We start from the raw sequence: 21151 nt of genomic DNA on the forward strand, positions 1-21151 counted from the left end.
CCCTCAGGCGTTGCCCGCCGCCTTCAGGTTCATATTCGCCGTAAAGTCCAGCATCCGGTGCAGTGGCTTCAACGCCTTTTCCCGCAAAGCCGTATCCACCAGAACTTCCTGATCCCCATGCTCCAGCACGTGTAGCAGGTTGGCGAGACCGTTCATCGCCATCCACGGGCAGTGTGCGCAGCTGCGACAGGTTGCCCCATTACCCGCTGTTGGGGCCTCAATGAGAGTCTTGTTCGGGGCCAACTGCTGCATCTTGTAGAAGATGCCGTTATCAGTCGCTACGATGAACTGCTCGTTGGGAAGGGTCTGCACCGCGTGGATCAGCTGCGAGGTCGAGCCGACCACGTCCGCCATTTCCACCACGGCATCCGGTGACTCGGGGTGCACCAGCACAGCGGCCTCCGGATACACCGCTTTCAGGTCCTCAAGCCCACGGTACTTGAACTCTTCGTGTACGATGCAGGAGCCGTCCCACAACAGCATGTCAGCACCGGTGGTCTTCTGCACGTAATGCCCAAGATGCCTGTCGGGTGCCCACAGGATCTTCTCACCACGGGCATCAAGATGCTCGACGATCGCCTGGGCGCAGCTGGAGGTTACCACCCAGTCGGCGCGAGCCTTCACCGCCGCCGAGGTATTGGCGTACACCACCACGGTTCGATCGGGGTGCTGATCACAGAACGCAGCGAACTCGTCCGCAGGGCATCCCACGTCCAGGGAGCAGGTAGCCTCGAGGGTTGGCATGAGCACCCGCTTCTCCGGGTTAAGGATCTTGGCGGTTTCGCCCATGAACCGGACACCAGCCACCACCACTGTGGAGGCAGAGTGCTGATTGCCGAAGCGGGCCATTTCGAGGGAATCCGCCACACACCCACCGGTCTCCTCGGCCAGACGCTGAATGTCCGGGTCGGTGTAATAGTGCGCCACGAGAACCGCATCCCGGGCCTTGAGGGCCGCCTTGATTCGGGATTCCAGGTCAGCTTTCTCACTGGCGCTCAGGGGCTTGGGCTCGGCGGCGTGGGCCAGATGTTCCTGAACAAGGATACGGTCTTCGGCTCGGGTCATTACTGCATCTCTGTGTTGCGTTAACCGGGGCATTATAGCATTGCTGTCCGGGCTTTAATGATTCTGAAACAAATCGCCCTGACACTCCGGGGCATTCAGATACTTGTTTACCTAGGTGGGAACATATACGCAAAAAAAAAGAGCCCGGAGGCTCTTTTTTCACGGAAACCGCCGGCTTCCGTTATTTGGTGGGTCGTGAAGGATTCGAACCTTCGACCAATTGGTTAAAAGCCAACTGCTCTACCAACTGAGCTAACGACCCCTGACTGGCGATTGGCGCTTTCGCCCCAACCCGTACCGAATGACTCAGCCCACCCGGCACTTCGTATTTGGTGGGTCGTGAAGGATTCGAACCTTCGACCAATTGGTTAAAAGCCAACTGCTCTACCAACTGAGCTAACGACCCAAACGAGGCGCATATAGTAATGATTTTTGGCGCCTGATCAACCCCTTTTTTTCCGGATATCGGACATTTTTACCCGTGCTGTCAGCCGTTACCCGATTCCAGATAGCGACGGGCCAGATCAGCTGCGCTGCTGGACGGATAATCCTCCAGAACTTTGTTCATGGTCCGCCGGGCATCCTGTTTTTCGCCGAGCCGGTCCTGGGTAATGCCGAGCTTATACACGGCGTCCGGCGCCTTGCGATGATCGGCATACCTGGTTGCAACGATGGTGAATGCCTGTTTTGCCTGTTCCAGCTGCGGCTTCACCAGGTACACCTCACCCAGCCAATAATAGGCATTCACGGTGAGATCCCCTTCCGGATACTTGTCGATAAACTCGTAAATCCGGGTAATCGCCTCATCGTATTTCTTCTGATTGCGGATCAGGTCGAGTATCTTTTCATAGGCCTCGCGTTCTTCCGCGCCGGGCTGGCGATACTCCTTCATCTGGGGCGCGGTACCCGCAGCGGCTGGCCCACTGGCTGCCGCAGCCTCTGCCGGTTGGGATGCCAGTTTCTCAGACAGCTCCAGGATGCGCTGATCCAGATCAATGTAGCGATCCCGCCCCTGCTCCTGCAGGCGGCTGATCAGGTGGCGCTGTTCCTCCACCTCTCCCTGGAGGCGTCGAACTTCACCCTGCAACTGCTGGATCATGTAGAACAACTCGGCCGTGGCCTGGTTGCCACTGGCAGGGCTGGTGTTCTGGGCGGATTGCGCCAACGCTGCGCCCGCCTGCCCGAGGGCAAGCGGGAGCAGCACTGTCGCCATGAGCGTTTTTCTCATGGTGCGTCCTGTGTGTTTACTTGAATACGAGTTCTACCCGACGGTTCTGGGCCCAGGCGCTTTCTGTGGACCCCATGACTGCCGGCTTTTCCTCACCATAGCTTACGGTCTCGATCTGGCCACGTGAAGCGCCATTAACAATCAGGAACCGCTGCACGGCATTGGCACGGCGCTCACCCAGGGCCAGGTTGTATTCCTTGGTTCCACGCTCATCCGCGTGGCCTTCCAGGCGTACATTCTGGCCCGGGTTATTGGCCAGGTACCGGGCATGGGCCACCAGCACGTCGCGAGCTTCCGGCTTGATTTCAGCGGTGTCGAAATCGAAGTAGAACGTGGTAATTTCACGCAGCGCCGCCTGTTCCGCCTGCTCACGGGCAGCCATCCGCTCTTCCTCACTCAGTTGCGAGGAGGACACGCCATCCTGGCCCTCACCACCGTAAACGGTGGAACCGCCTTCCTGATCAATAGCAGCCACGTCGGAGCCGTATTCACCCTCTTCCTGAGTACCACCAGTTGAGCTACAACCCGCTACCAATCCGACGGAGAGCAGAAGCGCAAATGCCTTGGTCTGTGCTGAAAAAATCATGATGCCTTCCTTACAGTTGATGGACGTTAACTTTTACAGGATGACCCGGGTCCATTGTCCCGGACCATCACCGAACCAATGGCCCCCAGGCCGGATCCCGGACTTCTCCCTCGGACGCCGGCAGGCTATAGGCAGCGCCGCCGTCCGCGGAAATGACCGTGAGCACGTTCGTCCCGTTCTGACGCGTTGCGTAAATCAGCATACGGCCATTGGGCGCGAGACTAGGAGACTCATCAGATTCTGTGCGGGTAAGGATAGTTTCCTCTCCCGTTCTCAGATCGGTACGGGCAATGTGGAACGCCCGATCCCGCTGGTGTACGTAGTAGACATAGCGACCCTCGTTGTCCGGCCTCGGGCGGGCGTTGTACCGGCTGCCAAAGGTAATTCGCCGGGGCTCGGCGCCGGGGGTCTCCATGTGATAGATCTGCGGCCCGCCGGACCGGTCCGAGGTAAAGAAAATGCCCTCTCCGCTGGCGTCCCAGCTGGCCTCGGTATCAATGGCCCAATGATTGGTCAGCTTGGTCAACTGTCGGGTGGCGAGATCCATGCGATAGATTTCCGCATTCCCGTCCTTGGACAGGGTCATGAGCAGTGATTCTCCATCATTGGACCAGGCGGGCGCGGAATTCAGCCCCGGAAAATCCGCTACCTTGGTGCGTTTCCCGGTCGAGAGTTCGTGCACAAAGATCACCGGTTTGCCGGTCTCGAACGACACGTAAGCCAGCTTCTCACCATCCGGCGACCAGGCCGGCGACAGGATCGGCTCCCGGCTTTCCAGCCGAATCCTCGCCCGTTTGCCGTCGACGTCACTGACCTGCAGACGATAGCGGGGTTTGCCATTGGCGGTGTCCAGGGTTACGTACGCCAGCTTGGTGGAAAAGGCACCAGGCACACCGGTGATCGCTTCATAGACCTTGTCGCTGATGTGGTGCGCCAGAGACCGGACGTTGGACACCGGAGCCGCTGCGGTCTCGCCGAGAATCCGCTCCTCGCGGTTCACATCAAAAAGCTCGTAGCGGGCCTGAACCCGATCTGCGCTGCGGGTCAGACTGCCCACCAGGACATACCTCTGGCCCAGCAGACGCCAGTCGCGAAAGAAGACATCCTCCCGCTTCGACGGGAGGCTCAGCATTTTTTCCGGTGGCAGGGTACGGAATTCTCCGGTCATGGTCAGATCGGACTGAACAATGCTGCTCACCTTGTCGCCCGGGGGCATCTGCCCGGACTCGGCAAAAGGCACCACGGCTACCGGAATGGCCGATCCGGCGCCTTCGGTTATCCGGATCAACAGTTCCGCCCGGGCACCGCTAACCGTCGCCAGACCCAGGACGAGTACGGCGAACAGGCTTATCAATGGTTTCTGCCAACTCCAAACCTTCATGGTGTCATCCATCTCGTTATCGGTTCATCCTGCGCGGATTGAACTCAATCGTGAACTGTCGGAAATACCGTTCAAACGTGTCCCTGTTGTCCGGAATCGGATAGCGATTCAGGGAGCGCACCGCGCTGAGCGCAGAATTATCAAAAGCGGTATTACCACTGCTTCCGACCAGCCGGACACCTGCCAGTTCACCGGTGGGCAGAAGGGTAATCTGAAGCCGGGCCGTCATCTCTTCCGTGGCCGATGAGGGCGGATACCAGGCCTGACTCAATCGTTCCCGGATCAGCGCCTGATATTTCTCACTCTCAGAGAGCATTTGCGCCTCCCTGGCCTTCGCTGCGGCTGCTTCCTGCTGCCGGCGGGCTTCCGCTTCGCGGGCCTGCCGAGCGGCCTCCGCCTGCGCCTCGAGCTGCTGCTCCCGCAGCTTGCGCTCCGCTTCCAGCCGTTTTCGCTCGGCTTCCTGGCGCGCCAGTTCCTCCTGCCGTTTGCGCTCCGCTTCTTCCCGTTGGCGCTGCTCTTCCTGACGCCGCTTTTCCTCTTCAGCCTTGCGTCGAGCCTCTTCCTGACGTCGCTTCTCTTCCTCCGCCTTCTGGCGGGCACGCTCCTTGGCCTCGGCTTCCGCCTTTTGACGCGCGGCTTCCTCGGCTTTCGCTTTGGCCGCCTCACGGGCCTTCGCCTCGGCTTCCTGGCGCTCTCGCTCTTTCTGCTGTTCCAGGCGTTTCTTCTCTTCCTGCCGCTTCAGTTCCTCCTGCCGTTTCTGTTCGGCAATGCGGCGCGCCTCCTCTTCTTGACGCTTGCGCTCGGCCTCCTGCTCCTTGCGCTGCTCCTCGGCCTTGCGTTCATCCTCACGCTGCTGCTCATTGTTCGGTTCCAGAACCGGGCTTGGCTCGGGCTCCTGCTGGGTGATCAGCCGGGCCGCAATGCTCCTGGGCGGGGGTTCATGGTCCGGACTGGTCCAGGACCAGCCCGCCAGAGCGACCCCCAGAACGAGCAAGTGCAGGGTCACCGATATCGCCACCGGTGATTTCCAGGGTGGCTGTCCGGTTGTCATGACCTCGCGCTGGTGATCTTTCACAAAAACCCCGCCCGCACCGCTGTCACTTTTCGTTCCCGGGTGATTCTGTAATCAGACCGATGCTGCTCGCTCCGGCCCCCTGCAGCTCGGCCATGAGTCGAACCACCGTGCCGTATTCCACATGCTCGTCTCCACGCACCAGAATTTCGCTGGAGGTCCGCTGTGACAGAATCTTCGCAACCCGGTCACGAAGCTCCCCGAGCGACATCGGATCACTGCCCTCGTCACCCACCTCCACGTAGTAGGCGCCATTGGCGTCCACCGAGACGATGATCGACTCAACGTTCTTGTCGGGCTGGATCGGATCTGACGTGGTCTCCGGCAAATCCACCTTCACACCCTGCGTCAGCATCGGTGCCGTAACCATGAAAATAACCAGCAGCACCAGCATGACATCAATGTACGGAACCACGTTGATTTCCGACATTGGCTTGCGCTTATGCTGGGGCATCATACCCATGCCTTTCATACGGTTTTACTCCTGACCCTGTTCCCCTGCCCCATCAGGCAGCGCCCTTCTCACTCTGATGCACCCGACGATGCAGGATGCTGGAGAACTCGTCGGCAAAGGTTTCGTAATTCTTGAGCAGTGCGTCCGACATAGCGGAGAAGCGGTTGTAGGCAATCACTGCCGGAATGGCCGCGAACAGACCCATGGCGGTGGCAATCAGTGCCTCGGAAATACCAGGGGCTACCGTTGCCAGGGTCGCCTGCTGCACCTGGGCCAGCCCCCGGAAGGAGTTCATAATGCCCCAGACCGTGCCAAACAGACCGATATAAGGACTGGTAGAACCCACCGTTGCGAGAAATGGCAGGTGCGTTTCCAGTCGCTCCTGCTCGCGGGAGAAGGCCACCCGCATGGCGCGCTGGGTGCCTTCCATGACAGCATCCGCGTCGCGGCTCTGCTGACGAAGCCTGGAAAACTCCTTGAAGCCGGCACGAAACAGCGATTCCATGCCTGAGAAGGGTGTCGGATCGGCATTCACCTCACGGTACAATTGCCCGAGATCCATGCCCGACCAGAAACGCTCCTCAAAGGCCAGCTGTGCCTGCCGGGCTTTCCGGAACACCTGCAGGCGCTGGAAGATCAGGGCCCAGGAAATCACGGACGCCAGGAGTAACAGCAGCATCACCAGCTGCACAAGAACCCCGGCATTTGCAATCAGGTACCAGACTGAAAGTTCTGAATCCACTTCTTACTCCTGGCTCGCTCGGTTATTCGTGTTTTCAGGCCGCGCATTGTCGGCCAACAACGCCTGCATGCTGTCGGGCAGCCGACGGGGACGCCCGCTGTCCAGGGCGATACAGGCAACCCGCACATGTCCATCGCACAACAGTGTCCGGTCGCCGGCCCGCAGGACCCGCTGCCGGAAATCCATCCACACCCGGCCGAAACCCACCGGTTCTGCGGTCACCAGCAGCTCGTCGTCCAGCTTGGCCGGCACCGCGTAATGCAGGGTCAGCCGCTGCACCACATAGCTGATATTGTCTGCCAGACCTGCACGCAGGCTGACGCCGCAACTGCGTACCCATTCGGTGCGCGCCCGCTCCATGTAATGCAGGTACTTGGCGTGAAATACGATGCCGCCGGCATCGGTGTCCTCAATGTACACCCTCACCGGCAATTCAAAGCGCGCGCCTGGTGACTGATCAGCCAAAGAGGTCCTCCTCCCTGCCCGACCTGGGCGGCACCACACCGAAATGCTGGTAGGCGTTCGATGTCACCATGCGTCCGCGGGGCGTTCGCACCATGTAACCCTGCTGGATCAGAAAGGGTTCCAGAACATCTTCAATGGTGCCACGCTCTTCACTGATGGCAGCGGCAAGACTTTCGACACCGACCGGGCCGCCATCAAACTTTTCAATCATGGCCAGCAGAAGGCGCCGGTCCATGTGATCGAAACCCTGGTTGTCCACCTTCAGCATGTTCAGCGCCTGGTCTGCAATGTCGGCACTGATGTGACCATCGGACCGGACTTCGGCAAAATCGCGAACCCGGCGCAACAGCCGGTTGGCAATTCGTGGCGTTCCCCGGGAACGTCGGGCAATCTCGAAGGCCCCGGCCTCGTCGACCGCCACCGACGACAAGCGCGCCGAGCGCATGATGATGCTGGTCAGATCTGCGGTGTTGTAGAACTCCAGCCGCTGGACGATCCCGAAACGGTCGCGCAGGGGCGAGGTAAGCAGACCGGCCCGGGTAGTGGCACCAACCAGGGTGAAGGGGGGCAGATCGAGCTTGATCGAACGGGCGGCCGGCCCCTCGCCGATCATGATGTCCAACTGGTAATCTTCCATGGCCGGGTAGAGGACCTCCTCCACTGCGGCACTCAGGCGATGGATCTCGTCAATGAAGAGAACATCGCCCTCCTCCAGGTTGGTCAGCATGGCCGCCAGGTCACCGGCTTTCTCGAGAACCGGGCCCGAGGTGGTCTTGATGGACACACCCATCTCGTTGGCGATGATGTTCGCAAGCGTGGTTTTACCCAGGCCGGGCGGCCCGAAGATCAGCACGTGGTCCAGGGCCTCCTGGCGCCCACGGGCCGCAGAGATGAAGATATCCATCTGCTCCCGGACCGTTGGCTGACCCACGTATTCCTTCAACAGCGTCGGCCGGATGGCCCTGTCCTGGACTTCCTCGTATTCACCGGCCCGGGCCGAAATCAACCGGTCGGATTCAATCATGGCATCACCCATTGGTTGGGAATCAACATCGTGCCCGACTACCCCTGAATTACAGCTTGCCCCAATTGTACAAAGGGCTATTCGGGTGTCACGTTACGCTCTCTACAGATTCGCGACAGGTAGCGTCAGGCCGGGATCATGTTTCGCAGTGCCAGACGAATGAGGGTTTCACTGCTCATGCCCTCTTCCGCCACCTTACTGATCGCCTTGGCGGCTTCCTGGGGTTTGTACCCTAGCGCGATCAGGGCCGCCTCGGCTTCCTCGGTGGCTGAAGCCCCGCGGGACCCAGCGATCTCCGGCTGTTGGCCCGCACCCGCCGCTTCCGGCGACATTGGCACAAATTGCCCTTCAAGTTGCCCTATCCGGTCTGCCATTTCAATAAGAAGCCGCTCGGCGGTTTTCTTGCCGACGCCAGGCAGCTTGACCAGCGACGCTGAGTCGCGGCTTTCAACGCAGCGAATGAACTGTTGGGCATCAAGCCCGGAGAGAATACCCACGGCAAGTTTCGGCCCTACCCCGTTCACCCTGATCAGCAGGCGGAACAGGTCGCGGTCGAGTCGGGATGCGAAGCCGTAAAGGCTCTGGGCATCCTCACGAACCGCAAAGTGAGTGTGAAGGGTGACTTCCTGCCCGGTTTCGGGCAGGTGGAAGAAGGTGGTGTAGGGAATATCGACTTCGTAACCGAGGCCGGCGCATTCAACCAGCGCCTGCCCGGGAGCTTTCTCAACGAGTACACCTCGGATACGACCAATCAAGAGACCTCTCCTTTGCCTTGGATAAGCAGTTTATGGTTGCCGCACACGACCACTTCGGACCTTGCCAGACCCGCTGGCCACCTTGAGTATGCTCTGACTCATGTGGGCGTGGCACAGGGCAATCGCGAGAGCATCGGCAGCGTCAGCCTGGGGCTTGCGTGAAAGGGACAGCAGCGCCTGCACCATGTGTTGCACCTGGGTCTTGTCTGCCCCGCCCTTGCCAACTACCGCCTGCTTTACCTGCCTTGCCGAATACTCGTGTACTGCCAGGCCACTGTTGGCGGCGCTGACAATCGCCGCGCCCCGGGCCTGGCCAAGCTTGAGAGCGGAGTCCGGATTGCGCGCCATGAACACCTGCTCGATGGCGAACTGCTCGGGCCGGTATTCGCCAATCAATGTGGCAAGGCTCTGAAATATGGTCTGCAGGCGTTCGGCCATGGGTTTTTCGCCAACCCGGATGCAACCGCTGTCGATGTACTCGATCAAACGGCCCTCGGCCCGGATAATGCCATAGCCGGTAATCCGTGAGCCGGGATCGACACCCAGGATGATTGCCACGTCAGTAAACCTGTACGGTCACAGCGACTCCATGATCTCTGCGGAGATATCGGCGTTGTGATACACGTTCTGGACGTCGTCCAGATCCTCGAGCATGTCGATCAGCTTGAGGGTGGTTTCGGCGCCGTCCCGATCCAGTTCAACCCGGGTGGACGGTACCATGGTCACCTCGGCGTTATCCGGGATCAGCCCGGCCCCGGTCAATGTTTCCTTCACATCCAGGTACTCTTCCGGCGTGGTGACAATCTCATAGGAGCCATCTTCCTGCTCCTGCAGATCTTCGGCGCCCGCCTCCAGGGCCGCTTCCATGAGTCGGTCACCGTCGGTTTCGGGACTGTAGCTGATGATGCCCTGCTTGCTGAAAAGATAGGCTACCGACCCATCGGTGCCGAGGTTACCGCCAAACTTGTTGAAGGCGTGACGAACTTCGGCAACGGTACGGTTTTTGTTGTCGGTCATGGCCTCGACAAACACGGCTACGCCGCCTGGACCGTATCCTTCGTATGTCAGCTCTTCGTAGTTGCTGTCGTCACCACCGCCGGCGCCGCGCTCAATCGCCCGCTCGATGGTGTCTTTCTTCATGTTCGCAGTCAGAGCCTTGTCGACCACGGCCCGCAGACGTGGATTGTCGTTGGGATCGCCGCCGCCAAGACGGGCGGCAACGGTCAGTTCCCGGATGATTTTGGTGAAGATCTTGCCCCGCTTGGCGTCCTGTGCCGCCTTGCGGTGCTTGATGTTGGCCCATTTGCTGTGACCAGCCATGCGAACCTCCGTCCATCGTCCGGGGAGCGGTTCGGGCCCGCTCCCGGCTCCCAGAATTTACTCGGTGCCCTCAGCCTTGTTGCCGTCTGCCGCTTTCGCCGAACGGCGCAGGCGAATGTGCAACTCGCGAAGCTGCTTCTCGTCTACCTCACCCGGCGCCTGGGTCATCAGACAGGTGGCACTCTGGGTTTTCGGGAAGGCAATGACATCGCGAATGGAGGTGGCGCCGGTCATCAGCATCACCAGACGGTCGAGGCCGAAGGCCAGGCCACCGTGCGGCGGACAACCGAACTTGAGCGCGTCCAGCAGGAATCCGAACTTGGCGCGGGCTTCCTCCTCACCAATGCCCAGGATACGGAACACCGCTTCCTGCATTTTTTCGTTGTGGATACGGATGGAGCCACCGCCCAGCTCGGTGCCGTTCAGCACCATGTCATAGGCCCGGGACAATGAATTGGCCGGATCCGCTGCGAGCTCTTCCGGGCTGCACGAGGGTGCCGTGAACGGGTGATGAATAGCAGTCAGGCTGCCATCCGGCAACTCTTCGAACATCGGGAAGTCCACCACCCACATGGGCGCCCACTCTGAGGTAAGCATGTCCAGATCGTGGCCGACCTTGATGCGCAGGGCACCCAGGGCTTCGTTCACCACGGTGGCTTTGTCGGCACCAAAGAACACGATGTCACCATCTTCTGCGCCGACCCGCTCCATCATCGCCATGGCGACATCATCACCCAGGAACTTGACGATGGGCGACTGCAGGCCTTCCACGCCCTTGGCCAACTCGTTCACCTTGATATAGGCCAGACCCTTGGCGCCATAGATGCCCACAAACTTTGTGTAGTCATCAATCTGCTTGCGGGTCAGCTCACTGCCTTTCGGCACACGCAGGGCCGCCACACGGCCCTTGGGATCTCTGGCGGGGCCGGCGAACACCTTGAAGTCGACGTTTTCGACCAGGTCACCCACATCCAGCAGTTCCAGTGGGATCCGCAGGTCCGGTTTATCACTGCCGTAACGGCGCATGGCTTCGGCGTAAGGCATACGCGGGAATTCCGGCAGCTCCACATCCAGCACATCCTTGAACAAGGAGCGCACCATGTCCTCGTTCAGGTTCATCAGGGTTTCTTCGTCAATGAAGGACGCCTCGATGTCCACCTGGGTAAATTCGGGCTGCCGGTCGGCTCGCAGGTCTTCGTCCCGGAAACACTTGGCAATCTGGTAATAGCGATCAACGCCGGACACCATCAGCAACTGCTTGAACAGCTGCGGGGACTGCGGCAGGGCGAAAAAAGAGCCTTCATGGGTACGGCTGGGCACCAGGTAGTCACGGGCACCTTCCGGGGTGGCCCGGGTCAGAATGGGCGTTTCCACGTCCATAAAGCCGCGGCTGTCCAAAAAGTTACGGATGTAGCTGGTGACCCGGGACCGGAAGCGAAGCCGGTTGAGCATTTCCGGCCGGCGCAGATCGACAAAGCGGTAGCGCAGACGAACGTCCTCGCCAACATCCACGTGTTCATCCAGCGGGAACGGAGGCGTGGCGGCAGCATTGAGGATGGCCAGTTCCTTGCCCAGCAATTCAACCTGCCCGGTCGGCATGTTGTTGTTCTCGGTGCCGGCGGGGCGACGACGCACACGACCAGTCACCTTGATGACGAATTCGCTGCGCACCTTCTCTGCCAGCGCAAAGCTCTCGGGGGTGTCAGGATCAACCACCACCTGAGACATGCCGTCCCGATCCCGCAGATCCAGGAAGATAACCCCACCATGATCACGGCGGCGGTGGACCCATCCGCAAAGTGTGACTTCCTGATCGATGTGGGATTCGTTGATCCCACCGCAATAATGACTGCGCATACCGGTTCCCGTGTTCTGAATGTGTTCGTTTAGTCGTGGCGTCTGGGCAAGCTGGTGGGGATGGCTTTCCGAAACCGTGCGGAGCCATGGATGGCGGAGCCGAGCGTACACGGACGTATTCACAGCGTGTTTCGGAAAGCCATCCCCACCGGCTTGCTTGCACCCACTCTGAGGCCGCTTGTAAATGTCAGCGACCATAGCGGAAAAGCCGCCCATTATAAACACAATTACCCCGAAAATCAGGCGTGCAACCGGGTAAATTGGCGGCCAGGGTGACTGACGTAGTCCGGGCAGCTAGAATGCTGATTTTAAACGGCACAGGCACGGAGTTTTACCTTGGCGACCAGAGCGGAGCAGAAACTGAAAACCCGGCGGGCGTTGATGGATGCAGCGCTTTCGCAGCTGAGTGCCGACCGGGGCTTTGGCAGCCTCAGCTTGCGGGAAGTGGCCCGTGAGGCCGGGATTGCTCCAACCTCTTTTTATCGTCATTTTGCCGAGCTGGATGAGCTTGGCCTGGCCCTGGTGGACGAAGGGGGCGTTGCCCTGCGCCAGCTGATGCGCCAGGCCCGCAAGCGAATTGCCCGGGACGGCAGCGCCATCTCCACCTCGGTGGACACCTTCATGGAATATCTGGGCAACAACGCCAACCTGTTCCGGCTCATGCTCCGTGAACGCACCGGGGTGTCCAAACCTTTCCGAACCGCGGTGAAGGCCGAGATCGACCACTTTGCCACCGAGCTTGCCGACGACCTCAAGCGCTTCGCGGACGAGCAGAACAAACCGCTTTCCGATCCCAAACTGGTGGCCGAAGCCATGGTAACGCTGGTGTTCAATCAAGGGGCCGAGGCACTGGACTGCACCCCGAGGGAGCGGGAAGAGCTCAAAGCCAAGCTGAAGGCCGAACTGCGAATGATTCTGGTGGGCTCACAGACCATGGCGTCTCGCCAGGTGCGATGAATCTGTAGATTTTTTTGGAACCTTTCTGGACAAGCCCCGTGTCAGGCAGTGGAAGACGATACACTTCCTATTGTTGAGTCGTTGCCTGATACGGCAGCATTGTGCCCGCCCCACTGGCGGGCTTTTTTATGCCCGGGCCAGATTTGCCCTTTCAGCTGCCCGACCGCAGGCGGGACAGCACAGGTTCCAGACGCACCCGTACCTCAGCCAGACCTTCGTCCGTGTAAGCCACCGGCGCCTGTTTCCCCCATACCGGGCCCGGCCACGCCGGGTCACCCTCGAAGCGCACAATGTGATGAAGGTGGAGCTGCGGCACCATGTTACCGAGGGCGGCCACGTTTATCTTGTGCCCGCCAAACACGTCCATCATGGCCTCACTCAGAACCGATGACTCCCTCAGCAACTGGTACTGATCCTGCTCAGGCAACTGGTAGATTTCACGTATGCCCGGCCTTGCCGGCACCAACAGCACCCAGGGCCAGGTCCGGTCGTTCATCAGCCGGATCTCGCAGAGCGGCGTCGAACCCAACTGGAGGGTGTCCGCCTGAAGCCGTTCGTGAAGTCGGAATTCCGTTGATCTGGGCATAAAACCTCCGGCTGTTAAACCGCGTGAAACTGGTTGCGGCCCCGGCCGATGGCGTAGTAGATCAGACCGTAACGCTCCAGCATTTCCGGCTCGTACAGGTTGCGGCCGTCGAACACCACGGGCTCCTGCAGTGCCGCCGCGATGGACTGGAAGTCCGGGGAACGGAATTCCTTCCATTCGGTACAGATTGCCAGCACGTCCGCTCCCTTGAGCGCCTGCTCCTTGGTGCCGCACAGTGTCAGCCCGGCCTGGTCCGGATACAGCCGCTGAGTCTCTTCCATGGCTTCCGGATCAAAGGCCTGCACCGTGGCGCCCGCCTTCCAGAGATCTTCCATCAGCGTTCTGGAGGAGGCTTCACGCATATCATCGGTATTGGGCTTGAAGGCAAGCCCCCAGAGCGCCACGACCTTGCCGTTCAACTCGCCACCAAAGTAGTGGCTGATCTTGTCAAACAGCACGTGCTTCTGGGCATAGTTCACGGATTCCACGGCATTGAGCAGCCGCGCCTCGTAACCGCAATCACTGGCGGTGCGCGCAAGGGCCTGAACATCCTTGGGGAAGCAGGAACCACCGTAGCCGCAACCCGGGTAAATGAAGTGGTAGCCGATGCGGGGATCAGAACCGATGCCGCGACGGACCGCTTCGATATCGGCACCCAGGCGCTCTGCCAGATTGGCAATCTCGTTCATGAAACTGATCTTGGTGGCGAGCATTGAGTTAGCGGCGTACTTGGTCAGCTCGGCGGATCGCAGGTCCATGAAGATCATGCGGTCATGGTTACGGTTGAACGGGTAGTAAACCTCACGCAGCAGCTCCGCGGCGCGATCGCTGTCAGTGCCGACGATGATCCGGTCCGGCTTCATGAAATCGTTGATGGCAGCGCCTTCCTTGAGGAACTCCGGGTTGGAGACCACGTCAAAATCCAGCTCCAGGCCCCGGCGGTCGAGCTCGGCACGTACGGCTGCCCTCACCCGGTCGCCAGTGCCGACCGGAACCGTCGACTTGTCTACCACCACCTTGTAGTCCGCCATGTGCTGGCCGATGGCCCGGGCCACGGCGGTCACGTACTGGAGATCCGCAGAGCCGTCTTCATCCGGGGGCGTGCCCACGGCTATAAACTGCAATGTACCGTGGCGCACCGCTTCCTCGGTGTCCGTGGTGAAGGCGAGACGCCCCGCCTCGACCGTATGCTTCACAATGGTCTCAAGGCCAGGTTCGTAGATGGGAATCTGTCCGTTCTTAAGCTTGTCGATCTTGACCTGATCAACATCCATGCACAGAACGTGGTGGCCCACATCCGCCAGGCAGGCGCCGGTGACCAGGCCCACGTATCCGGTACCAAAAATCGTTATTTTCATCCTTTAAATCCCGATAGCGAGTCAGACAGTAAGATGGTGCTGAGGGTCAGCAAGTCACTCGTTGTGTCCGGCCTTTTTCTTTTGCCAGAGCGCTTCCCAGGCCAGTGCAGTACCCACAATTGTATCCAGGTCGTCGTAATCCGGGGTCCAGCCCAGGGTCTCCCGAATGCGAGTATTGTCCGCCATCAGTGCCTCCGGATCGCCGGCTCTTCGCGCGGTTTCGGTGACGGGGAAGTCGACGCCGGATTTCCGCTTGACCACATCGATTACTTCACGAACCGTGAATCCACGACCATAGCCACAGTTCAGCACCTTCGAGCTGCCGCCCTTGGCCATGTAGTCAAGGGCCATCACGTGGGCCTTGGCCAGGTCCTCCACATGGATGTAATCGCGAATGCAGGTGCCATCCCGGGTATCGTAATCGGTGCCGAACACGCTCATGCCTTCGCGCTGGTCGGTCACGCACTCGCATGCCACCTTGATCAGATGAGTGGCTTCTGGCGTTGCCTGCCCCAGCAGACCGTCCGGATTGGCACCGGCAACGTTGAAGTACCTCAGGATCACGTAGTTGAGGTCTGACGCCGCCGCCAGGTCCATGATCATCCGCTCACTCATCATTTTGGAGGCGCCGTACGGATTGATCGGCGCAAGCGGCAGGTCTTCGGTGAGCACGGTCTGCTCAGGCATCCCGTACACGGCCGCCGTGGAGGAAAACACCATATAGGGCACGCCATGGGCCTGTACGGCTTTCAGCAGGTTCAGGGTGTTGCGGGTGTTATTGCCGTAGTATTTCAGGGGATTGGCGACCGACTCCGGCACCACGATGTTGGCCGCAAAATGCAGCACGGCCTCGAATTGGTGACGGGAGAACAGAGCTTCAATGGCGGCCTCATCGGCCAGATCCCCGACCACCAGTTCACCGGCGGTAACCGCCCATCGATAGCCGGTGGACAGATTGTCGAAAACCACAATGTCGTGCCCGGCTTCGCCAAGCTGGCGCACCACGTGGCTGCCGATATAACCGGCACCGCCGGTAACCAGGACTTTCATCGGTGTGTCTACTCCTTCCCTGAAGGTTGCTGGCGCCGCCGGATTTCCGCCCGACGCCGACTGAAAAACGCGCTGATGGTCTGGCTGCACTGGTCGGCCAATACGCCACCGGTAGGTTCCACCTGCCAGTTCAGGTGCGGCTCTTCGAGCGTGCGCCTGGCAGACTCCACCGCACCAGCCTTGGGTTCCGACGCACCGTAAACCAGTCGACTGATCCGGGCATGGACGATAGCACCCACGCACATGGTACAGGGCTCCAGCGTAACGTAAAGCGTGGCGCCCGGCAGCCGATAGTTACCAACCCTGGCGCCGGCGTCGCGCAGGGCGCGAATCTCGGCGTGGGCCGTGGGATCGCAGCCAGAAATCGGTGCGTTGAAGCCGGCGCCAATTTCCCTGCCGTCCAGCACTACGACTGCCCCAACTGGCACCTCGCCTTTGCCAGCGGCTTCGTCGGCCAGTGCCAGCGCCCGCCGCATCCAGCGCTCGTCTTCGGCTGATATGTCAGTCATCGGGCAGGCTTACCTGGCCGTTATTCCCACTCGATCGTTGCCGGTGGCTTGGAGGACACATCGTAGGTGACCCGGGAGACACCGGTGATTTCATTGATGATTCGATTGGATACCGTTTCCAGCAGCTCGTACGGGAGGTGCGCCCAGCGCGCTGTCATAAAATCGATGGTTTCGACCGCCCTCAGGGCGACCACGTATTCATAGCGGCGCGCATCACCAACCACACCCACGGACTTGACCGGCAGGAACACGGCAAACGCCTGGCTGGTCTTGTGGTACAGGTCGGCACGATGCAGCTCTTCAAGGAAGATGGCATCGGCCCGGCGCAGGATATCGGCGTACTCCTTTTTCACCTCACCGAGAATTCGCACACCCAGGCCCGGCCCTGGGAACGGGTGCCGGTATACCATGTCGTAGGGCAGTCCCAACTCAAGACCGATCCGGCGCACCTCGTCCTTGAACAGCTCACGCAGAGGCTCTACCAGTTTCATTTTCATGGTTTCCGGCAGCCCGCCGACGTTGTGATGCGACTTGATCACGTGGGCCTTGCCGGTTTTGGACGCGGCTGATTCGATCACGTCCGGGTAGATGGTGCCCTGGGCCAGCCAGTTCACGTCCTTGATGTTGGCCGCCTCGTCATCGAACACATCGATGAAGGTGTTGCCGATGATCTTGCGCTTCTGCTCAGGATCGCTGATGCCCTTGAGTTTGGACAGGAACAGGTCTTCCGCATCCACGCGGATAACCTTGACACCCATGTTGCTGGCAAACATGTCCATGACCTGATCGCCCTCGTGCAGGCGCAGCAGGCCGTTGTCCACGAAGACGCAGGTAAGCTGGTCGCCGATGGCCCGATGCAGTAGCGCCGCGGTTACCGAGGAGTCCACGCCCCCGGAAAGACCCAGCAGCACTTTGTCGCCGCCTACCTGATCGCGAATCTGCTGTACGGCATCATCGACGATCTTCGCCGGCGTCCACAGTGCCTCGCACTGGCAGATGTTGAGGACGAAGTGTTCAAGAATGCGCTTGCCCTGGAGTGTGTGAGTCACCTCCGGGTGGAACTGTACGCCGTAGAGGTTGCGGCTGACGTCCTGCATGGCCGCGATGGGCGCGCTCTCGGTAGACGCCAGAAGTTCGAAACCCTCGGGCATGGCCACCACTTTGTCGCCATGACTCATCCACACATCCAGCAGGGACTCGCCGGCCGGTGTCAGGTGATCCGTGATGTCTGCCAGCAACGGCCCCTTGGCCCGAACCTTCACCTGGGCGTAGCCAAACTCACGCTTCTCGGAACTGGCCACCCGGCCTCCGAGCTGCTCGGCCATGGTCTGCATGCCGTAACAGATGCCCAGAATCGGGATGTTGCGATCAAACAGGCCTTCAGGGGCCCGGGGGCCGCCCAGCTGGGTAACCGACTCAGGTCCACCGGCCAGCACAATCCCCTTGGGATTGAATTCGTTGAGCTCCTCATCGCTGATATCGAACGCCTTGATCTCGCAGTAAACGCCGATTTCCCGAACTCTGCGCGCAATCAACTGGGTGTACTGGGAACCGAAATCAAGAATCAGGATACGGTGATCGTGAATGTTCTGGGCCATGGAATCCTCGGAGCTGAATAAACAACGCGGCCCTCCTGGGGCCGCGTCTGGTCTGGCAGTAATTAACCGATACGGTAGTTGGGCGCTTCTTTGGTGATCGTCACATCGTGAACGTGGCTTTCACGCATGCCGGCGTTGGTGATGCGTACAAATTCCGGCTTGGTGCGCATCTCCTCCATGGTGGCGCTTCCGGTGTAACCCATGGCCGCCCGCAGGCCGCCCACCAGCTGATGAACGATGTTGCGCATCGGACCCTTGCAGGCCACGCGACCTTCGATACCCTCCGGAACAAGCTTTTCGATACCTTTGCTGGCGTCCTGGAAGTAACGGTCACTGGAGCCCTGCCCCATGGCACCAATCGACCCCATGCCACGGTAGGCCTTGTAGCTGCGGCCCTGGAACAGTTCCACTTCGCCAGGTGCTTCATCGGTACCCGCCAGCAGGCTACCGATCATGACGCTGTGGGCGCCGGCGGCAATCGCCTTGGCAATATCACCGGAGAACCGGATGCCACCATCAGCGATCAACGGCACACCACGATCCTTCAGCGCCGCCGCCACGTTGGAAACCGCGGAAATCTGGGGCACACCGATACCCGCAACGATACGAGTAGTACAGATGGAGCCGGGACCAATTCCGACCTTCACTGCGTCGGCTCCCGCATCCGCAAGAGCAAGAGCCGCGTGGGAGGTCGCAATGTTGCCGCCGATGACCTGAACGTCCGGATAGTTTTCCTTGATCCAGCGCACGCGATCGATCACACCACGGGAATGGCCATGAGCGGTATCAACGACGATAACGTCGACGCCCGCTTCAGCCAGTGCGCGGACGCGGGCCTCGGTGTCGCCGCCGGTGCTGACCGCGGCGCCAACGCGCAGTCGACCCTGATCGTCCTTGCAGGCCAGCGGGTAATCCTTGGCCTTCTGGATGTCCTTGACTGTAATCAGGCCGCGCAGCTCGAAATTGTCGTTGACCACCAGCACTTTTTCGATCCGGTGCCGGTGCAGAAGTTCTTTGACGTCATCAAGGCTGGCACCCTCACGGACGGTAACCAGCTTCTCCTTGGGCGTCATGATGTCCCGTACCAACGTTTCCATGCGACTCTCGAAGCGGATATCACGACCAGTCACGATCCCTACGAGGTCGTGACCATCCACCACAGGCAGACCGGAGATGCTGTTGGCCATGGTGATATCCACCAGTTCCCGCACGGTGGTGTCCGGGGAAACGGTGATCGGGTCCTTCACCACGCCACTCTCGAATTTCTTGACCTTGCGAACCGCTGCGGCCTGTTGCTCCACCGTCATGTTCTTGTGCATGATGCCGATTCCGCCTTCCTGAGCCATGGCAATGGCCAGTTCCGATTCGGTTACCGTGTCCATCGCGGAAGACAGCAGGGGAATATTGAGCGTGATACCCTTGGTCAGCTGGGTCTGCAGACTGACCTGGTGAGGGAGCACTTCCGAGTAACCGGGAACCAGCAGAACGTCATCGAATGTGAGGGCTTCTTCGGCAATTCGCAGCATTGGGATCCGCCTTTTGAACGTGCTAAGTTTGGAATTTCCATGCCATGCCTGCGGCGGCACAGCAGAGCAAAATCCTTAATCGATCTATTATAAAGGTGTGCTCGGGGACAGTAAACCGCACAGTTTTGAAGGTTCGATTGCATCTTTTTGAAATTCCGCTATTTTTAACCTCCCATTTTTCGGCTATTGCGTATGTATAACGATGGAGCAGGACCGGTGACCTCCCCCATGCAGGATACCCGTCCCCGGGCATTGAGCGTCAGCGAGCTGAACCACCAGGCCAGACACCTTCTGGAGTCCAGCTTCATGCAGGTGTGGGTAGAGGGAGAACTGTCCGGTTTTTCCCGCCCATCCTCAGGCCACTGGTACTTCTCTCTCAAAGACCGCAAATGCCAGGTTCGTTGCGCGATGTTCCGCGGTATGAACCAGCGTATTCGCACCCTGCCGAAGGAAGGAGACCAGATACGGATTCGTGGCAAGGTGACGCTCTACGAGAACCGGGGCGACTTCCAGATCATCGTCGAGCATCTGGAACCCGCGGGCCTCGGGGAGTTGCAACAGGCATTCGAGGAGCTCAAGCGCAAACTGCTGGCCGAAGGCCTGTTCGAGCAGGCCCGGAAGAAGCCCATACCGGCTCTGCCCCGCCACATCGGCGTGGTGACTTCGCCCACGGGTGCGGCTATCCACGACATCCTCACGGTGCTCGCCAGGCGCTGCCCTGCCATCCCGGTGACACTCTACCCCACAGCCGTTCAGGGCAAGGCGGCCACGGCAGAGATTGTCCGAGCCATTGCCTCGGCAGAGCATCACGGGGTCGCCGATGTGCTCATCATAGGCCGGGGCGGCGGCTCCCTCGAGGATCTGTGGTGCTTCAACGAAGAGGCGGTTGCCCGGGCCATTGCGGACTGCACCATTCCTACGGTCAGCGCCGTGGGCCACGAGGTGGACGTGACGATCGCCGATTTCGTCGCCGACCTGCGAGCCCCCACGCCGTCGGCGGCGGCCGAAAAAATCTCGCCCGACCAGTCCACCTGGCTGAAGCAGCTCGACGAGCGCGGAGTGCGCCTGGCCAATGCCTTCAACCTCAACCTCAAGCGTCTGGGCACCCGCCTGGACCATCTGGCTGCCCGCCTGAGGGATCCCAGACGGGAACTACTGGAAAAGGCCCAGCGCATGGATGACCTGGAGCTCCGGCTTAACAAGGCCATCCGCCAGCGCCTCGGAAGCGCGGGCGTAACATCAGAGCATCTGCATCAACGCCTGTTCATGCAATCTCCCCGTCGCCAACTCGTGGCAGGCCAGGAAGCTGTGCAGCGACTCGGGGAACGCTTGACGGATGCCATCGGGCAAAGCCTCAAATACCGTCGTCGCAGCCTTGAGCACTCGGCGCAGACGCTCCACGTGGTGAGCCCACTGGCCACGCTCGGCCGGGGCTATGCCATCGTCCGCAACGGAGACGGCGACATCGTGCGTGAGGCCGAGGAGGTTGCACCTGGCGAGCGGGTATCTGCCCGGGTCGCCAGCGGCGAAATAACGGCGGAAGTGATCTCCGTCAAATGCATGACCACAAACCCGCCAGACTAAGCCTATGGTCTACTAGTCCGTGCGCTCAAACGGC

21 protein-coding genes and 2 tRNA genes are annotated in these 21151 nt (G+C 60.1%); 2 read left to right on the top strand and 21 right to left on the bottom strand.

The features are described 5' to 3' along the window. Nucleotides 1-3 precede the first annotated feature (3 nt). The 15 genes from nadA to aspS all read right to left on the bottom strand — a co-directional run bounded on the left by nadA (nt 4) and on the right by aspS (nt 11949). Nucleotides 4-1065, bottom strand: coding sequence for a quinolinate synthase NadA (gene nadA / locus BM344_RS02890; RefSeq protein WP_091985801.1), 1062 nt, complete (start codon nt 1063-1065; stop codon nt 4-6). A gap of 186 nt (nt 1066-1251) precedes the next feature. Next, a tRNA-Lys gene (locus BM344_RS02895) sits at nt 1252-1327 on the bottom strand. Nucleotides 1328-1395: 68 nt separating this feature from the next. Beyond that, nucleotides 1396-1471, bottom strand: a tRNA-Lys gene (locus BM344_RS02900). Between the two features lie 81 nt (nt 1472-1552). Further along, complete coding sequence (gene ybgF / locus BM344_RS02905) at nt 1553-2293, bottom strand: tol-pal system protein YbgF (protein ID WP_091985803.1); 741 nt, start codon at nt 2291-2293, stop codon at nt 1553-1555. 16 nt (nt 2294-2309) lie between these two features. Beyond that, a complete protein-coding gene (gene pal / locus BM344_RS02910) occupies nt 2310-2879 on the bottom strand; it encodes a peptidoglycan-associated lipoprotein Pal (protein WP_091985806.1) in 570 nt (189 codons plus the stop codon). A gap of 67 nt (nt 2880-2946) precedes the next feature. Then, nucleotides 2947-4260, bottom strand: a complete 1314-nt coding sequence (gene tolB, locus BM344_RS02915; protein ID WP_091990732.1) for a Tol-Pal system beta propeller repeat protein TolB — start codon at nt 4258-4260, stop codon at nt 2947-2949. Nucleotides 4261-4276: 16 nt separating this feature from the next. Next, nucleotides 4277-5278, bottom strand: a complete 1002-nt coding sequence (tolA, locus tag BM344_RS02920) for a cell envelope integrity protein TolA (protein ID WP_091990734.1) — start codon at nt 5276-5278, stop codon at nt 4277-4279. Between the two features lie 79 nt (nt 5279-5357). Continuing rightward, nucleotides 5358-5804, bottom strand: a complete 447-nt coding sequence (gene tolR, locus BM344_RS02925; RefSeq protein WP_091985809.1) for a protein TolR — start codon at nt 5802-5804, stop codon at nt 5358-5360. A 34-nt stretch (nt 5805-5838) separates the two neighbouring features. Further along, nucleotides 5839-6528, bottom strand: coding sequence for a protein TolQ (tolQ, locus tag BM344_RS02930; RefSeq protein WP_091985811.1), 690 nt, complete (start codon nt 6526-6528; stop codon nt 5839-5841). 3 nt (nt 6529-6531) lie between these two features. Continuing rightward, the gene (ybgC, locus tag BM344_RS02935; RefSeq protein ID WP_091985814.1) at nt 6532-6993 is read right to left on the bottom strand and encodes a tol-pal system-associated acyl-CoA thioesterase; all 462 of its coding nucleotides are present in this window, start codon (nt 6991-6993) and stop codon (nt 6532-6534) included. Next, complete coding sequence (gene ruvB, locus BM344_RS02940; protein ID WP_091990736.1) at nt 6986-8017, bottom strand: Holliday junction branch migration DNA helicase RuvB; 1032 nt, start codon at nt 8015-8017, stop codon at nt 6986-6988. Before ruvB ends, ybgC begins: the two co-directional genes overlap by 8 nt. A gap of 125 nt (nt 8018-8142) precedes the next feature. Further along, nucleotides 8143-8772, bottom strand: coding sequence for a Holliday junction branch migration protein RuvA (gene ruvA, locus BM344_RS02945; protein ID WP_091985817.1), 630 nt, complete (start codon nt 8770-8772; stop codon nt 8143-8145). 30 nt (nt 8773-8802) lie between these two features. Beyond that, on the bottom strand, nt 8803-9330 hold the full coding sequence (gene ruvC, locus BM344_RS02950) for a crossover junction endodeoxyribonuclease RuvC (protein WP_091985819.1): 528 nt from the start codon (nt 9328-9330) through the stop codon (nt 8803-8805). An 18-nt stretch (nt 9331-9348) separates the two neighbouring features. Beyond that, a complete protein-coding gene (locus BM344_RS02955; protein WP_091985821.1) occupies nt 9349-10092 on the bottom strand; it encodes a YebC/PmpR family DNA-binding transcriptional regulator in 744 nt (247 codons plus the stop codon). Between the two features lie 57 nt (nt 10093-10149). Beyond that, on the bottom strand, nt 10150-11949 hold the full coding sequence (gene aspS / locus BM344_RS02960) for an aspartate--tRNA ligase (protein WP_091985824.1): 1800 nt from the start codon (nt 11947-11949) through the stop codon (nt 10150-10152). A 336-nt stretch (nt 11950-12285) separates the two neighbouring features. On the opposite strand from aspS, the gene fabR reads away from it, so the two are divergent. Then, nucleotides 12286-12906 (top strand): HTH-type transcriptional repressor FabR, encoded by a 621-nt coding sequence (gene fabR, locus BM344_RS02965; protein WP_091985826.1) that lies wholly within the window; start codon nt 12286-12288, stop codon nt 12904-12906. A 151-nt stretch (nt 12907-13057) separates the two neighbouring features. Here fabR and BM344_RS02970 read toward each other — a convergent pair whose 3' ends face one another. The 6 genes from BM344_RS02970 to guaB all read right to left on the bottom strand — a co-directional run bounded on the left by BM344_RS02970 (nt 13058) and on the right by guaB (nt 19533). Beyond that, entirely contained in the window at nt 13058-13492 is a 435-nt protein-coding gene (locus BM344_RS02970; protein ID WP_091985827.1) for an HIT domain-containing protein, read from the bottom strand. A gap of 14 nt (nt 13493-13506) precedes the next feature. Continuing rightward, nucleotides 13507-14850 carry a UDP-glucose dehydrogenase family protein gene (locus BM344_RS02975; protein ID WP_091985829.1) on the bottom strand — a complete coding sequence of 448 codons (1344 nt, stop codon included), beginning with the start codon at nt 14848-14850 and terminating at the stop codon, nt 13507-13509. Between the two features lie 54 nt (nt 14851-14904). After that, nucleotides 14905-15900, bottom strand: coding sequence for a UDP-glucose 4-epimerase GalE (gene galE / locus BM344_RS02980; protein ID WP_091985831.1), 996 nt, complete (start codon nt 15898-15900; stop codon nt 14905-14907). 8 nt (nt 15901-15908) lie between these two features. Then, a complete protein-coding gene (gene tadA / locus BM344_RS02985; protein WP_091985834.1) occupies nt 15909-16409 on the bottom strand; it encodes a tRNA adenosine(34) deaminase TadA in 501 nt (166 codons plus the stop codon). Nucleotides 16410-16429: 20 nt separating this feature from the next. Beyond that, on the bottom strand, nt 16430-18007 hold the full coding sequence (gene guaA / locus BM344_RS02990; RefSeq protein ID WP_091985836.1) for a glutamine-hydrolyzing GMP synthase: 1578 nt from the start codon (nt 18005-18007) through the stop codon (nt 16430-16432). Between the two features lie 62 nt (nt 18008-18069). After that, the gene (gene guaB / locus BM344_RS02995; RefSeq protein ID WP_091985838.1) at nt 18070-19533 is read right to left on the bottom strand and encodes an IMP dehydrogenase; all 1464 of its coding nucleotides are present in this window, start codon (nt 19531-19533) and stop codon (nt 18070-18072) included. A gap of 192 nt (nt 19534-19725) precedes the next feature. Between guaB and xseA the strand changes: the two genes are divergently transcribed. Next, nucleotides 19726-21117 carry an exodeoxyribonuclease VII large subunit gene (xseA, locus tag BM344_RS03000; protein ID WP_091985840.1) on the top strand — a complete coding sequence of 464 codons (1392 nt, stop codon included), beginning with the start codon at nt 19726-19728 and terminating at the stop codon, nt 21115-21117. The last annotated feature ends 34 nt before the right edge of the window (nt 21118-21151 follow it).

This window comes from Marinobacter gudaonensis, from assembly GCF_900115175.1.
Taxonomy (GTDB): domain Bacteria; phylum Pseudomonadota; class Gammaproteobacteria; order Pseudomonadales; family Oleiphilaceae; genus Marinobacter; species Marinobacter gudaonensis.